The organism is Deltaproteobacteria bacterium CG11_big_fil_rev_8_21_14_0_20_49_13, from assembly GCA_002796305.1.
Taxonomy (GTDB): Bacteria; UBA10199; UBA10199.
The window spans coordinates 1-14,602 of sequence record PCWZ01000092.1; the positions used below are offsets into that span (position 1 = coordinate 1).

Here is a 14,602-nt window from a genome sequence, read left to right on the forward strand (position 1 = left end):
ACTTTCTTTAACTCCTCCCATTCTCTATCCAACATATACCTTATTTTCTTTATAGGGGGGATACGATGTCTATTCCGTGTTCCATTGCTATTAAAGAAATTGCTTGAAAATATATTGGTTTTATCTAAGATGCCCCCCTATGAATAAAAAAGACATAAAGAAATTTCAGGAGATCCTTATCAAGAGGAAGGCGGAAATAATCGCCAGTGCGGACACCACAAAGGAAGAGGGGATGGGTTTCGACCCCGATGATCTTCCGGATGAGGTGGATCTTGCCTCCACAGAGGCCGGCCAATCTCTCAACTTAAGGCTTCGCGATCGCGAAAGGGTGCTTTTAAAGAAGATAAACGAGGCGCTTAAAAAGATAGATGACGGCGCCTACGGTATTTGCGAAGAATGCGGAGAGGATATCAGCATAGAACGTCTCTTGGCGCGTCCTGTTGCCGACTATTGTGTTCGTTGCAAGGAAGAACAGGAAAAGCGCGAAAAGCTCTACGCGGAATAAGTTCGTAAGCACGTAAGCTGTAGCGAGCACGATCCGAACAGGCAGATACAAACACGTTTACATCCAATCTTACAACAGGCCTATACACTTGACTCAAGGGCGCCTCTATAAACCCATTGGTGTGTCATTGCGAGGAGCCGTAGGCGGCGAAGCAATCTCCATAAATCAAGTATTTGCTTAGAGATTGTCGCGCCCCTTCGGGGCTCGCAATGACAGGGTAAATAGGTTTTTAGAGGTGCCCGAGTTTATAAATCGTCGAAAAATTATCTTTTTCTTTACAATTTTTCATTGACTGATTAAGGCCACTAGTAATGGAAGGCGGGGATCCTAGAAAAAGGAGAGAATCATGACACACTCAGTTATCGTAAGCGCGGCGCGTACACCGGTTGCAAGTTTTCAGGGGTCGCTTGCTACGGTAAGATCCACAGATCTGGGCGGCATAGCGATAAGGGCCGCGGTGGAACGCGCCGGTATCAAGCCGACTCAAGTCGAACTCTGCATCATGGGGTGCGTATTGCCGGCCGCGCTTGGCCAGGCCCCGGCCAGACAGGCGATGTTCTCTGCGGGACTGCCCAAAGAAGTAAGCGCGCTCACTGTTAACAAGGTCTGCTCATCCGGGCTTTTTGCGGTGATGCTTGCTGACCAGCTGATACGCCTGGGTGATAATAATGTAGTGGTGGCTGGCGGCATGGAGTCGATGACGAACTCTCCTTATGCCATGCCCAACGCGCGCGGCGGTTACAGGCTTGGCGACGGCAAGATAGTCGACACGATGGTAAGCGACGGACTCTGGGATATCTATACGAATCAACACATGGGCTCATGCGCAGACCTTTGTGCCAAGACGAACAATGTCTCCCGCAAGGATCAGGATGATTTTGCTATCGATAGTTACAAAAAAGCGATAGCGGCTACCGAGAATGGATACTTTAAGGATGAGATCGTTCCCGTCAAGATACCGCAGAAGAAGGGTGATCCAATAATCGTCAACAGGGACGAAGAGCCGTTCAGGGTGAAATTCGAAAAGATACCGGCGCTTTCCCCTTCATTTAATAAGGACGGAACGGTGACCCCGGCTAACGCTTCATCTATAAATGACGGCGGTGCGGCACTTGTCGTCATGAGCGAGGCCAAGGCAAAGGAACTTGGGTGTAAACCGATGGCAAAGATAATCGCCCACGCCACCTTCTCGCAGGAGCCGGAGTGGTTTACAACGGCTCCGGTCGGTGCGATCAAACGCGCACTTGAAAAGGCAAAACTTACAGTGAACGATATAGACCTCTTTGAAATAAACGAGGCATTCTCTGTTGTCACGCTGATGGCCATAAAAGAGTTCAAGATAGACCCGAAAAAGGTCAACATTAACGGCGGAGCGGTAGCACTGGGTCATCCCGTCGGCGCAAGCGGCGCAAGGATACTCACTACGCTTTTATATTCGCTTAAGCGCACGGGCAAGAAGAGGGGCCTGGCAACGCTTTGCAACGGCGGCGGTGAGGCAACGGCCATGATCGTGGAGGCCATATGACAATAAGCACGATAGGTGTCGTTGGTGCGGGGCAGATGGGCGCAGGCATCGCGCAGGTATTTGCCTTTGCCGGATATAACGTCATTATGCAGGATATTAAGCCCGAATTCCTCGAGCGCGGCATGAATGGGATCAAGGGTTCTCTTTCCAAGATGCTTGAGAAGGGAAAGATAACCAAGGATGCCCACGACAAGACGCATGCCAACATCAAAACAACGCTCACTTTAAATGACCTTGCTGCCTGCGATCTCGTGGTCGAAGCTGCTCCGGAAAACATCAATCTCAAGAAAGAGATATTCTCCTCCCTCGACAACATAACCAAGAAGGATGCGATACTTGCCACGAACACATCTTCCATCTCCGTTGCCAAGATAGGTGAGTCCACAAAGAGGCCCGATAAGATAATCGGCATGCACTTTATGAACCCGGTCCCCATAATGCAATGTGTGGAGGTGATAAGGTCGCCAAAGACAAGCGACGCCACCCATGCCGTAGTATCGGAGCTCGTTACAAGGCTCAACAAGACGATGGTGACCTCAAAAGACACGCCCGGTTTCATCATTAACAGGATATTGATGCCTATGATAAACGAGGCGGCGCACGCCCTGAAGGACGGCATCGCCACGAGAGAGGATATTGATACAGGCATGAAGCTTTCCTGCAACTTCCCCATGGGCCCACTGGCGCTCGCGGACCTGATAGGTCTTGATACTGTGCACTCGATACTCTCCGTATTATATGATGGCTTCAAGGACGAAAAGTACAGACCCTGCACCGTCATTAAAGAGCATGTCGATAAGGGGGAGCTGGGAAGAAAGACAAAGAGGGGATTTTATTCTTATTAGATGTCATCCCCGCGAAATCGGGGATCCAGATTGTATAAATGAGGTCCCCGCTTACGCGAGGACGACAACGGAAGCGGGGAGCCTATGCAATATCAGAATATCTTAACTGAAGTTAGCGACAGGGTCGGCATCATAACGGTCAACCGGCCCAAGGCGCTTAACGCACTCAATCCCGAGACTATTAAAGAGCTTGAGCAGGCTGTTAAGAACCTTGACTCTGACAAGAATATTCGCGTCATCATTATAACAGGTTCCGGAGAGAAGGCGTTCGTCGCCGGGGCCGACATTACCGAGTTCCCGAAGATGGGAAAGGGAGCCGCGGAGCGGTTCGCACATGCAGGTCATGACCTGATGAAAATGATAGAGGGTGCGGGCAAGCCCGTCATTGCCGCGGTCAACGGCTTCGCGCTTGGCGGCGGGACCGAACTGGCGCTGGCGTGCGACTTTATCTATGCATCCGAGAACGCAGTATTCGGACTCCCGGAAGTCGCTCTCGGTCTTTTCCCCGGTTTTGGCGGAACACAGCGTCTCAATAAATATGTCAGCCTTGGAATGACCCGTGAGCTGATATTTACCGGAAGGAAGATAAAGGCGCAAGAAGCGCGAGAGATAGGGCTTGTGAACAGGGTCGTTCCGCTGAACGATCTTATGAACGAAGTGTTGAAGTGCGCGGGTGAGATGATAGCCAACAGTCCGAACGCCATCTCTCTTGTGAAGGATGTTATAAACAGGGGCGCAACAGGGCCTTTGATCGAGGGCCTCACGATAGAGCGTACAAGATTCCAGGAATGTTTTGATACCCCCGACATCAAAGAGGGCGTAGCCGCGTTTCTTGAGAGGCGAAAGCCTAATTTTATCTAGAAAAAAATGGAGGAAATATGGAAATGACGTTAAGCGAAGAACAAAAGATGTTACAGCAGATGGCCCACGATTTTGCTCAGAAAGAACTTGCTCCAAAGTCAGCTGAGCTTGATGAGAGCGAAAAGTTCCCGGCAGATGCCGTTAAAAAGATGGCGGAACTGGGGCTCATGGGTATCACGATACCCGTCGAGTGGGGCGGGGCGGGGATGGATAATCTGGCCTACGTGCTGGCGCTTGAAGAGATATCCGCCGCATGCGCCTCTACCGCCGTCACCATGTCGGTCAACGACTCGCTTTATTGCGCGCCGATAGTCAATTTCGGAACAGATGCGCAAAAAGAGAAATATGTGAAGCCCTTCGCATCCGGCCAGAAACTCGGTGCCTACGCCCTTTCGGAGCCGGGCACGGGGAGCGATGCCGCGAACCAGCGGACCGTTGCGGTAAAAAAGGGGAACAAATATATACTTAACGGCACAAAGAACTTCATCACCAACGGCCCCGACGCCGACGCGATGATGGTATTTGCCATGACCGATAAGGAGAAACGCCACAAAGGGATAAGCGCCTTCATAGTTGAAAAGGGTTTTTCCGGATATTCGGTAGGTAAAAAAGAACACAAATTAGGTATCAGGGCGTCATCTACATCTTCCATAGTCCTTGATAATTGTGAGGTTCCGGAAGAGAACATCATCGGAAAAGAGGGAGGGGGTTTTTCGATAGCCATGTGGACGCTGGACGGCGGCCGGCTCGGTATCGCAACGCAGGCGTTAGGCATTTCCCGTGCCGCGTTCGAAGTGGCGGTGAGGTATTCAACAGAGCGCGAGGCGTTTGATAAACCGATCTGTGAATTTGAAGGCATTCAGTGGAAGATAGCCGACATGGCGATGAGAATAGATGCGTCACGCCTGCTTGTTCACCGTGCCGCATGGATGAAAGATAAAGGGATGAAATATTCCAAAGAGGCGGCGATGGCGAAGCTCTTCTCCTCGGAAACAGCGAACTTTGTCGCCAAAGAGGCGGTGCAGATCCTTGGCGGCTACGGTTATTGCAAAGAGTATCCTGTGGAACGTTATTTCCGTGATGCAAAGATCACCGAGATATATGAAGGGACGAGCGAGGTTCAAAGGATAGTCATTGCAAAGAATGTTCTCAAAGAACTAGCAAGTTAGCGAGCGAGGATCTGGCTTTGCCAGTCCGAGATCGAGGGGTTTGGGGGGAAACAACGAGTCTGCGAGTTGGTCGTTCCCCCCATCTGAATAGGAGGTAAAAAATGAGCAAGGGTGCAAAAGATGTTTATGTAGTATCGGCGGGCGTTTCAAAGTTTGCAAAGGCCAGGCCCGACAAGACCTTTCAGGCGATAGTCAAGGAGGCGGTCGATTACACTGTAAAAGACGCCGGACTCGATTATCCCAAGTTCTTGGAGCTGGTCGACGGGAGTGTTGCCTCGTATTTTTCCGACCACTTCACAAGGCAGCTGATGGCAGGCGCCATGACGCAGGATTATTTAGGCCTCTGTCCCAAGCCGAGCCACAGGGTTGAAGGCGGCGGAGCCACAGGGGGCATCTGTTTTCAGGAGGCTTACAAGAACATCGCCTGCGGTGATATGGACATCTGCCTTGCCTACGGGTTTGAGACGATGAGCCACGTCGAGACATGGAAGGGGAACGAGTTCATTGCCCTGGCCAGCGATATTAATTTTGACTATCCGGTCGGGGGCTTTTATTCCGGCTATTATGCAATGATGGTGGTCAGACACATGATGGAGTTCGGGACAAGCGCGGAACAAATGGCGCATGTCTCGGTAAAGAACCATGCAAACGCTTACCACAATCAATACGCACAAAAGAAACAGAGATTGACCGTTAAAGATGTGAGGAGCGCACCCATGGTCGCATGGCCATTAACGCGTCTTGATATCTGCGTTATGAGCGACGGCGCCGCCGCATGCATCATGGTCTCAGAAGACGGCCTCAATAAACTGGAAAAGGCGACCGGCAAGAAATATCCTGGAGTTAAGGTGAGATCGATTGGCAGGGGAACGGATGCGATGCGTATGTCGGACAGGCCGCATCAGTCGTTCGAAGATTTCTATAAGTACAATTCGCTCGCCAACGAACAGAACGAAGAATCCAAGAAATATTATAAGGACCTCTGGGCCAAGCATTTCAGATACCCGGGCATTCATTCGTTTCGTGCCGGCCGCATGGCATCAAAGCTTGCCTATGAAAATGGCGGCATAACAGACCCCTTGAAAGAGATCAACTTTGTAGAGCTGCACGATGCCTATACATCTTCTGAGATACAGACCTACGAAGATATGGGACTTTGCAAATACGGCGAAGGCGGTTCATTCGCGGCATCGGGTAAGACATTTGTGCCTGGTGTAGAATATGGTCTGAACCTGGAATGCGCATCTGTTTGCCCGGTTAACCCATCGGGAGGCCTTATTGCATGCGGTCACCCGGTCGGTGCAACGGGGCTCATGCAGGCGGCGTTCGCCCTCTGGCAGCTGCAGGGAAGCATCGGCAAACATTTTGGCGATTCCAAACTTCAATTAAAGGACCCTAAGATCGGAGCGATCCATTCACACGCCGGAACGGGAACGTATGTTACGGTCAGCCTTTTGGAGAGGGCATAAAGGAGAATATATGACAAAACAAATAATAGACGAAACATTGGACGGGGCGGTTCTATTCAACGTTCCATTTCCCAAGAACATAGAACACCTCAAGGATATGAGCCCGATCATCCTTAAGTTCCCGTATCACGTGGAATATCTCCATAGTTACGGGCAGGATAGCCCATGGTTCGCCGGGCTCGCCAATAAGAAACTTCTGGGTACGGTTTGTCCCAAATGCGGGTATAAGCACACCACACCAAAGGCCGCTTGTATGAAATGCGGCGCAGAGACCGACTGGAAAGAGCTTCCCGCCGAAGGGAAAATTCACTCTTTTACGGTCTGTCATTTTGGTGCAGAGGAGTTTCTTAAAGAAACACCCTATATTCTTGCCATGATCGAGTTTGAAGGCTGGGATACGCTCCTCCTTTCGAGATTAGTTGGTTTGAACCCTGCAGAGGCCAATCTCAAATGGGTGGGGACCAAGGTTAAGCCAAAGTTCAAGAGGAACTCAAAGTTCAGACCAACTGATGTCTGGTTCGTGCCGGCTTAAGATGAAAAAAATCATCCTAGTCACGGTTCTTTTTATTGTGCTGATGTCTCCTCTGAGCCGAGCCTCAGCCGGGGCTATATCCCGGATAGGCGGGCACGCGGCAGGCGACCTTAAAACTACGACGTTTGGCCTTCCGTTCCTTCTTCTTGCCGGCGGCGGCGTGGCCTCTATGGGACTTTCGCAGTGGGATGATAGAATATCCAGCCACTTCAAAGATAATCGCGCACTCGGAAAGGCCGACACGGTTGGCGACTGGATAGGTAAACCCTACATATGGGACACGAGCGCCGCGGCGGTTTGGGGCGTGGGGCTCATAAGCAAGAACGAGACACTCAACCTGACAGGCGAGAGCATGGTAGAGGCCCTTGCGATAACCGAGGCGACGGTGGGGATCTTTAAGGTTTCGGCGAGGCGTGAAAGACCAAACGGCGGCAATTACAGTTTTCCGTCGGGACACGTCGCAAGGACATTTGCCGTTGCATCCGTACTTGAGACCTTGCACGGGCCTGCAATAGGTGTTCCCGCGTTCCTTCTGGCATCTTTTGTGAGTTATACAAGGATAGATTCCGACGCACACTATCTTTCAGACGCGGCATTTGGCGCCGCGTTGGGCTCGGCAATTGGGTGGGGAGTTGCAAAATTTCATAAGCCGGGCGACAGGCTTCTCTTTGTAACGCCCACTTTTGGCGAGATCAACGGTTTAAGTGTAGCTTGCAGTTTCTAGTATAACACATTGTAAAATAAGTGTAATCATCGTTGCGATGAAATTCCGGACAAGATATTTTGTCATCTTTTTATGATTTTTCAGGCAACATTTTCTAAAAACATTCGATAACTCCATTTGTCCATAAAAAGTTTGATTTGGGTAGCGGTTTCATGTATAAGTAGGGCGCAGTTTTTACTAAATCGTATAATATGCAAGAGAAGAGAAAAATATTCGGTACGGATGGTGTGCGCGGAACGGCTAACGTCCACCCAATGACATCCGAAATGGCCATGCAACTTGGCCGCGCCATCTCCTACATATTTCAGAACGGCAAGAAACGTCACGGAATAGTCATCGGAAAAGACACTCGTCTTTCGGGTTACATGCTTGAAACGGCGCTTGCCTCCGGTATCTGTTCTATGGGTTGCGATGTAATGCTCGTAGGCCCGCTTCCGACACCGGGCATTGCTTTTATCACTCAGGGGATGAGGGCCGACGCAGGGGTTGTCATTTCCGCCTCGCATAATTCATATCAGGATAACGGTATAAAGTTCTTCGATCGCAACGGTTTTAAGCTCCCCGACGAGCTCGAGGCCCAGATGGAGAATCTCATCGCTTCCGGCGACATCGATCATCACAGACCAACTGCTGAGGCGATAGGCAAGGCGGTGAGGGTAGATGATGCCGCCGGGCGTTACATCGAATTCTTAAAGCGATCCATCCCCAGGGGCGTGAACCTTTCGGGCCTCAAAATAGTCTTAGATTGTTCGCACGGCGCGGGTTACAAAGTGGCCCCGGCGGTCTTTTCGGAGCTAGGCGCTAATGTAATAGCGGTGGGCGCCAATCCCGACGGAACGAACATCAACGCCGGTTGCGGAAGTACTCATCCCGAGCTGATGGCCCGTCTTGTGGTGGAACATAATGCCGACATAGGGATAGCCCTCGACGGTGACGCTGACCGCATAATCATGGCCGACGAAAAAGGTTCGATAGTTGACGGAGATTTTATCGTGGGCCTTTGCGCACAGCATATGTTCAAAGAAGGGACGCTTGCAAAGGGGACCGTGGTCGGAACCGTAATGAGCAACCTAGGCCTTGATATTGCCATGCAGTCGATGGGTATCAATGTGGTACGCACGGCCGTTGGCGACAGGTATGTAATTCAGTCGATGAGGGCCAACGGATACAATCTGGGCGGCGAGCAGTCCGGCCATCTCATATTCCTCGATTACAACACGACAGGCGACGGCATACTTGCAGGTCTTCAGGTCCTATCGATACTTCGTCAGAAGGATCAGCCGTTATCACTTGCAAAACAGGTGATGCAGTCGTTCCCGCAGATCCTTACGAACGTCAAGGTATCCCAGAAGAAGGACTTTTCACAGATACCATCCATTGCAAATATAGTTCGCGGTATTGAAAAAGAACTCGGAAACCGCGGCAGGCTTGTGCTTAGATATTCGGGTACGGAAAATCTTGCCAGGATCATGATAGAAGGCGAAAATCACGATCGCATCAGGTCCATGGCCGACGGTCTTGCCGGTGAAATTTACAGACATCTTGGACACTAATGGCCACACTAGGCGTAAATATCGATCACGTAGCCACCTTGAGGCAGGCAAGGGGAAATGTTTCTTATCCCGACCCTGTGATAGCCGCCGGCATAGTTGAAAATGCCGGCGCAGATCAGATAACCATTCATCTAAGGGAAGACCGAAGACACATTCAAGACGCTGACCTTATCGCGTTGCGCAAACTTGTCAGGGTGCCCTTGAACCTCGAACTTGCGGCAACCGATGAGATAGTTGACATTGCCATTAAAGTAAGACCCGACGTCTGTACATTTGTTCCGGAAAAGAGGCAGGAACTAACGACCGAGGGCGGGCTTGATGTTATAAAGAACTTTGATAAATTAAGGAGTTACGTTAAAAGACTTAAAGCTGAATCTATTATCGTTAGCATGTTCATTGATCCTGAACCCAAGCAGGTTGAGGCATCAAAAGAGCTTGGTGCGCAGGCCATTGAAATTCATACCGGTAGATATTGCGAACACAATTCCAGAGAAGAGTTTGATCGTATAAAGGCGGCGGCAAAAATAGCCAAAGATGCCGGATTACATGTTGCGGCGGGGCACGGTTTGAATTATGATAACGCCGCTCTTGTGGTCAAAGAGGTCCCGGACATAGCCGAATATAATATAGGGCATTCTATCATAGCAAGAGCGGTATTTGTAGGGCTTGCACAGGCGGTTATTGAAATGAAAAAGTTGATAACAACGTTGTCATTCTGAGCGAAGCGAAGAATCCCGTTCGTTCAAGGGATCCTTCGGACTTTGTCCTCAGGATGACATTCTGTATACGGAGTCAAATATGATAATAGGCATCGGAATAGACCTTGTAGATGTCAGGCGTATGGAAGGTATCATCTTTCGCTGGCAAGAAAAGTTTCTGAAGAGGATCTTTACAGACAAAGAGATAAGATATTGCAACAATAAAAAGAATCCGGCCCAGCGATTTGCAACGCGCTATGCCGCAAAAGAGGCCTTCATAAAGGCCATGTATCCCAAAGAGACCGAAGGGATAAATTTCAGGGATATCGAGGTTACTGAAAAAGAAGGGCGCACGGTGATCAACATGTACGACAAGATAAAAAAGAACGTTGAATCGCGCGGGGTCAAGAATATCCATGTAATGCTTTCCCACGATGGTAATTACGGGATAGCTAACGTCATCCTTGAAGGGTAATGAAACTTGTCACGTCCCACCAAATGCAGGCCCTCGACAAGGCGGCCATTGAAAAATGTAATATAGCTTCGCCGGGCCTTATGGAACGCGCCGGAAAAGGCGCATCCGACATCATCATAAAGAGATTTCCCAAAAAGGGGACCGCTGGCATAGTTGTCGGCAAGGGAAACAACGGGGGCGACGGTCTTGTCATCGCCAGACTTCTTAAAGAAGCCGGTTTCAATGTTAACGTGTATCTAACCGCGCCATGGTCCGAGTTTTCGCCAGATGCGCGTGTTAACTGGGAAAAACTTGCTGGTACGGGTGTTGTGGTGAAAGAGGAGTTCAGGACGCTGACGAACGCCGATCTAATAATTGACGCCGTCTTTGGCACCGGCCTTTCTAACGACGTGACGGGTAAATACAAGGCTGTTATAGAGGCCATTAACGCGGCAAAAAAGCCGGTTGTTTCAATAGATATACCTTCCGGACTTTCGGCAGATACCGGAATGCCCTTGGGCGTTGCGGTAAAGGCGAGGCTTACCGTTACATTCGCAATGATGAAAGTAGGCCTTGTCGCAGGTCTTTCCCATGAATATACGCACGAGGTCGAGATGGTCGATATCGGCATACCCAAAGAGCTTACAGATGACCTTAAGACCGGCTATTATCTTATAACCCCCGATATCTTTGAGGGCTATTTTGGAAAAAGGCTTGCCGACTCCCATAAAGGTGATTTTGGCCATGTCCTTGTTGTCGGAGGTGCTTCGGGAAAGATAGGTGCCGGACTTCTTTCGGGCAGGGCCGCTTTGAGGAGCGGGGCAGGGCTTGTTACCTATGCATTGCCCGGTGCCGCATATATCAAGTTCGATACGCGCGCGCCGGAGGTGATGTGCGAGGGGGTTGAAGACAAGGGCCGCGGCATATTTATCAAGGATTCTCTGCCGCAGATAAGGACGCTTTTAGGCAAGGCAGACGTGATGGCTATAGGACCAGGGATAGGCATCGATAAGGCGACAGTTTCGGCGGTGCTTGAGATCGTAAAAAAGAGCCAGGTGCCTGTTGTAATAGATGCCGACGGGCTAAATGCCGTTGCTTCCGATCTATCCGTCTTGTCGGGGAGGAAGAACCACCTTGTCCTGACGCCTCATCCGGGAGAGATGATAAGGCTCCTGGGCAGGGAGCCAAAGATCTCTGCGCAAGAGAGAATCGAGCTTGCAAGAAACTTTGCAAAGGTCCACAAGGTCTATCTTGTCCTAAAGGGACACAGGACAGTTATCGGCACCCCCGAAGGCGATATCTATATAAATGAAACAGGAAATGCCGGCATGGCAACGGCGGGGTCGGGGGATGTTCTTACGGGTGTTATTGCCGGGTTCATGGCGCAGAAGATGCCTGTCGATATTGCGGTCGTTGCAGGCGTTTATTTGCACGGGCTGGCGGGCGACATGGCGGCAAAGAATGTTGGCGAGCGGGGGCTCATTGCCTCCGATATAATTTCGGAACTGCCAAAGGCCATCAAGTTTATTTCCTCTCCTTTGTAAGGAGGGGTTAGGGGAGGCAGATATCCACCCCACCTTTATCCTCCCCTTACAAAGGGGAGAAATAGCATATGCAAAAGATCACCAATTCACTCAAAGAGACACAGGAACTTGCGGCCAAGTTTGCCAAAAAGCTGGGGCCGTCTTCTATCATTGCGTTCGTGGGGGAGCTTGGCGCTGGCAAGACCTCTTTCATTCAGGGGCTCGCCAGCGGCCTCGGCATAAAAAAGAACTACTACGTCAACTCTCCGACGTTCACGATACTCAATGTTTACCATGGCGGAAAGATGCCTATTTACCACTATGACTGGTATAGGATAGGATGTGAATGGGAGGCGGCAGATCTAGGGCTCGAAGAACATTTTGACGGCAAGGGGGTAACGGTCATAGAATGGGCCGAAAAATTCCCAAACCTCTTGCCAGAGAGGACGATCTGGGTAAAGCTTGCGGTCGTCGGAGAAGACAAGAGAAGGATAACGGTCAAGTGAGAGCCATTGCGAGGCCGTAAAGGCCGAAGCAATCCAACTCGCTGTATTGCTTCACGCCTTCGGCTCTCGCAATGACGGAATGGTCGAAAAACTATGACATACGACTTAGCAGTAATAGGAGCAGGCCCCGGCGGATACGTAGCGGCGATAAGGGCCGCACAGTTAGGGCTCAAGACGGTCCTGATAGAAAAGGAACACGTTGGTGGCACGTGTCTGAACCGCGGCTGTATTCCAACAAAATCTGTCGTTGCCGTTGCTGAAAGGTTCAAGGAGAGAGATCCCGCCGAATTCGGCATCGAGGGCGTTGACTCCGCCAAGGCGGCAGTCAATATGGCAAAGGTTGTAGAGCGCAAAGACAAAATAGTAGCGGGCCTGCGCGTAGGTATTGGGCAACTTCTTGAGTCCAACAAAATAGACCTTATCACTGGCGCCGCAAGTTTTGCCTCAAAGGACGAACTGAAAGTGGTGGATCCTGCCGGTAACGAGTTGCCAGTCACGAGTCGCGATGTAATTATTGCCACCGGCTCCATATGGCGCGAAATTCCCGGTTTGAAGACAGACGGCAAGTTCGTTATAACAAGCGATGAGATGCTCGACCTGAAAGCCCTTCCCAAGAGACTTGTGATAGTCGGCGGCGGCGTTATCGGGTGCGAGTTCGCATCCATCATGAACATCTTCGGCGTCGATGTGTCGATAGTCGAAATGACGGATCAGTTGCTTCCAACGGAGGATGCCGCCATATCAAGACAGCTTTCCATGTCGTTCAAAAAACGCGGTATAAAGATCTTCACCAAGGCGACCGTTACAGAAGCAGGAAAGGGGATCGTTAAGCTCTCTACGGTCGATAACCTAGGTGCCGATCTTGTGCTCGTTTCAATAGGTAGGCGTCCATTTACCGACGGACTTGGAATAGAGGCGGCCGGGGTGGAGACGCAAAAGGGTTTTATTTTGACCGATGATAAGATGCGAACGAACGTCCCCAACATTTACGCAATAGGCGATGTTGCCGTTCCCGGGGCAAAAGGCTTCAAGCCGGCCCTTGCGCACGTCGCCTCGAAGGAGGGGATGGTTGCCGTCACCAATATCAAGGGCGAACACGCGGCGGTTATGAATTACAACGTCGTTCCGCGGCCGATATTCACCATCCCGGAAATAGGGTGCGTGGGTGCCACCGAAAAAGAGCTCAAAAATAATAACGTTAAATATAAGACCGGAAGGTTCTCTTACGCCGCTCTTTCAAAGGCCGTTTGCGATTCGGCCACGAACGGGCTTTTGCAGGTCTATTCCGATGAAGTTGGCCATATCTTGGGCGCCCACTGCATGGGAAACCATGCGAGTGATATCTGCGCCGAGGCGTCCCTTGCAATGGAGACAGGGCTTAATGTAAGGGATATAGAAAGAACGATACACGCCCACCCGACATATTCGGAGATAATGATGGAGGCGTGCGAAGATGTCGAAGGTCATGCGATACATAAGGCGGGGGGAAGATGAAGCAGGAAGCAAGAAGCATGAGGTCAGAAAAGATTAATAAACAAAGAAGCAGACTCTTTTGTTTCATGCTTCATGTTTCATGCTTCCTGCTTCTCTCTTCCTGCGGCGGGTGCCCTTCAAGAGAGGACGATCCCGTCAGGGTCAATTCTTCCATGCTTACGCTCGGGAAACAGGCGGGAACGCCGGCACAGCCGCAGGAACAAAAGCAAAATGTCAGGATAATAAATATAGGCCCTTCAAAAGAGGTGGCAGGCGGAGCGTCATCAGGAGGGAACGAGAACCTGCCTACCGGGGTAGCCATCGATAATTCGCTCACGGATAGGCTTCGTGACAAATTAAAAGAGGCCTTTGCCGACAGGGGCGGGGACCCCCCCGATATCGAGATATTCACAGGCAATATGAGCCTCGACTCGTTCTCTAAATATTATGAGGAGAGGGGGAACAAGATACAGAGGACAAGCGTCCCGGCGTCTCAGGTAGTGGCGCCGCTTTTGAACGAAAGACCGGACCTTGCGGACAAGATAAATATGTCGAACTATGCAGGCATCACCATAAATCAGGTGATAGTAGAAGGGGCCAATATTAGCGCGGCAGATAAATATATAGACCCTGAAACTTACGAGGTCGTGTATAAGACCTTTGTGACAGTGACTAAGACGAAGTAGTCTGTCATCCCTGTGAAAGCAGGGTTCTAGTACACTGTCTAGGGCGCCTCTAAAAACCTGCTTGTTCTGTCATTGCGAG

General features: G+C 50.6%; 15 protein-coding genes. All 15 read left to right on the top strand.

The annotated features are described in order from the left end of the window. Nucleotides 1-139: 139 nt before the first annotated feature. The 15 genes from dksA (at nucleotide 140) to COV46_09185 (ending at nucleotide 14,523) form a co-directional block, all read left to right on the top strand. The gene (dksA, locus tag COV46_09115) at nucleotides 140-505 is read left to right on the top strand and encodes an RNA polymerase-binding protein DksA (protein ID PIR16224.1); all 366 of its coding nucleotides are present in this window, start codon (nucleotides 140-142) and stop codon (nucleotides 503-505) included. 346 nt (nucleotides 506-851) lie between these two features. Further along, on the top strand, nucleotides 852-2,030 hold the full coding sequence (locus COV46_09120; protein ID PIR16225.1) for an acetyl-CoA C-acyltransferase: 1,179 nt from the start codon (nucleotides 852-854) through the stop codon (nucleotides 2,028-2,030). Beyond that, nucleotides 2,027-2,875 (top strand): 3-hydroxybutyryl-CoA dehydrogenase, encoded by an 849-nt coding sequence (locus tag COV46_09125; GenBank protein ID PIR16226.1) that lies wholly within the window; start codon nucleotides 2,027-2,029, stop codon nucleotides 2,873-2,875. The genes COV46_09120 and COV46_09125 overlap by 4 nt, the downstream gene beginning before the upstream one ends. Before the next feature lie 84 nt (nucleotides 2,876-2,959). Next, the gene (locus COV46_09130) at nucleotides 2,960-3,736 is read left to right on the top strand and encodes a hypothetical protein (protein ID PIR16227.1); all 777 of its coding nucleotides are present in this window, start codon (nucleotides 2,960-2,962) and stop codon (nucleotides 3,734-3,736) included. A 17-nt stretch (nucleotides 3,737-3,753) separates the two neighbouring features. Further along, a complete protein-coding gene (locus COV46_09135) occupies nucleotides 3,754-4,905 on the top strand; it encodes an acyl-CoA dehydrogenase (GenBank protein PIR16228.1) in 1,152 nt (383 codons plus the stop codon). A 101-nt stretch (nucleotides 4,906-5,006) separates the two neighbouring features. Continuing rightward, a complete protein-coding gene (locus COV46_09140; protein PIR16229.1) occupies nucleotides 5,007-6,374 on the top strand; it encodes an acetyl-CoA acetyltransferase in 1,368 nt (455 codons plus the stop codon). A gap of 10 nt (nucleotides 6,375-6,384) precedes the next feature. Then, nucleotides 6,385-6,906, top strand: coding sequence for a nucleotide-binding protein (locus tag COV46_09145; protein ID PIR16230.1), 522 nt, complete (start codon nucleotides 6,385-6,387; stop codon nucleotides 6,904-6,906). After that, complete coding sequence (locus COV46_09150; protein PIR16231.1) at nucleotides 6,884-7,630, top strand: hypothetical protein; 747 nt, start codon at nucleotides 6,884-6,886, stop codon at nucleotides 7,628-7,630. The genes COV46_09145 and COV46_09150 overlap by 23 nt, the downstream gene beginning before the upstream one ends. Before the next feature lie 191 nt (nucleotides 7,631-7,821). Beyond that, nucleotides 7,822-9,183 (top strand): phosphoglucosamine mutase, encoded by a 1,362-nt coding sequence (locus COV46_09155; GenBank protein PIR16232.1) that lies wholly within the window; start codon nucleotides 7,822-7,824, stop codon nucleotides 9,181-9,183. Continuing rightward, the gene (locus COV46_09160; GenBank protein ID PIR16233.1) at nucleotides 9,183-9,902 is read left to right on the top strand and encodes a pyridoxine 5'-phosphate synthase; all 720 of its coding nucleotides are present in this window, start codon (nucleotides 9,183-9,185) and stop codon (nucleotides 9,900-9,902) included. Before COV46_09155 ends, COV46_09160 begins: the two co-directional genes overlap by 1 nt. 79 nt (nucleotides 9,903-9,981) lie before the next feature. Further along, on the top strand, nucleotides 9,982-10,356 hold the full coding sequence (gene acpS, locus COV46_09165) for a holo-[acyl-carrier-protein] synthase (protein PIR16234.1): 375 nt from the start codon (nucleotides 9,982-9,984) through the stop codon (nucleotides 10,354-10,356). Next, nucleotides 10,356-11,879, top strand: a complete 1,524-nt coding sequence (locus COV46_09170; GenBank protein ID PIR16235.1) for a bifunctional ADP-dependent NAD(P)H-hydrate dehydratase/NAD(P)H-hydrate epimerase — start codon at nucleotides 10,356-10,358, stop codon at nucleotides 11,877-11,879. The genes acpS and COV46_09170 overlap by 1 nt, the downstream gene beginning before the upstream one ends. A 68-nt stretch (nucleotides 11,880-11,947) precedes the next feature. Next, a complete protein-coding gene (locus tag COV46_09175) occupies nucleotides 11,948-12,364 on the top strand; it encodes a tRNA (adenosine(37)-N6)-threonylcarbamoyltransferase complex ATPase subunit type 1 TsaE (GenBank protein ID PIR16236.1) in 417 nt (138 codons plus the stop codon). Nucleotides 12,365-12,457: 93 nt separating this feature from the next. Then, nucleotides 12,458-13,858, top strand: coding sequence for a dihydrolipoyl dehydrogenase (gene lpdA / locus COV46_09180; protein ID PIR16237.1), 1,401 nt, complete (start codon nucleotides 12,458-12,460; stop codon nucleotides 13,856-13,858). Beyond that, on the top strand, nucleotides 13,855-14,523 hold the full coding sequence (locus tag COV46_09185; protein ID PIR16238.1) for a hypothetical protein: 669 nt from the start codon (nucleotides 13,855-13,857) through the stop codon (nucleotides 14,521-14,523). Before lpdA ends, COV46_09185 begins: the two co-directional genes overlap by 4 nt. Nucleotides 14,524-14,602: the final 79 nt, after the last annotated feature.

Coding starts and splice junctions, on each gene's coding strand:
- dksA (PIR16224.1), top strand. CDS start 140: ATGAATAAAAAAGACATAAAGAAATTTCAGGAGATCCTTATCAAGAGG.
- COV46_09120 (PIR16225.1), top strand. CDS start 852: ATGACACACTCAGTTATCGTAAGCGCGGCGCGTACACCGGTTGCAAGT.
- COV46_09125 (PIR16226.1), top strand. CDS start 2,027: ATGACAATAAGCACGATAGGTGTCGTTGGTGCGGGGCAGATGGGCGCA.
- COV46_09130 (PIR16227.1), top strand. CDS start 2,960: ATGCAATATCAGAATATCTTAACTGAAGTTAGCGACAGGGTCGGCATC.
- COV46_09135 (PIR16228.1), top strand. CDS start 3,754: ATGGAAATGACGTTAAGCGAAGAACAAAAGATGTTACAGCAGATGGCC.
- COV46_09140 (PIR16229.1), top strand. CDS start 5,007: ATGAGCAAGGGTGCAAAAGATGTTTATGTAGTATCGGCGGGCGTTTCA.
- COV46_09145 (PIR16230.1), top strand. CDS start 6,385: ATGACAAAACAAATAATAGACGAAACATTGGACGGGGCGGTTCTATTC.
- COV46_09150 (PIR16231.1), top strand. CDS start 6,884: ATGTCTGGTTCGTGCCGGCTTAAGATGAAAAAAATCATCCTAGTCACG.
- COV46_09155 (PIR16232.1), top strand. CDS start 7,822: ATGCAAGAGAAGAGAAAAATATTCGGTACGGATGGTGTGCGCGGAACG.
- COV46_09160 (PIR16233.1), top strand. CDS start 9,183: ATGGCCACACTAGGCGTAAATATCGATCACGTAGCCACCTTGAGGCAG.
- acpS (PIR16234.1), top strand. CDS start 9,982: ATGATAATAGGCATCGGAATAGACCTTGTAGATGTCAGGCGTATGGAA.
- COV46_09170 (PIR16235.1), top strand. CDS start 10,356: ATGAAACTTGTCACGTCCCACCAAATGCAGGCCCTCGACAAGGCGGCC.
- COV46_09175 (PIR16236.1), top strand. CDS start 11,948: ATGCAAAAGATCACCAATTCACTCAAAGAGACACAGGAACTTGCGGCC.
- lpdA (PIR16237.1), top strand. CDS start 12,458: ATGACATACGACTTAGCAGTAATAGGAGCAGGCCCCGGCGGATACGTA.
- COV46_09185 (PIR16238.1), top strand. CDS start 13,855: ATGAAGCAGGAAGCAAGAAGCATGAGGTCAGAAAAGATTAATAAACAA.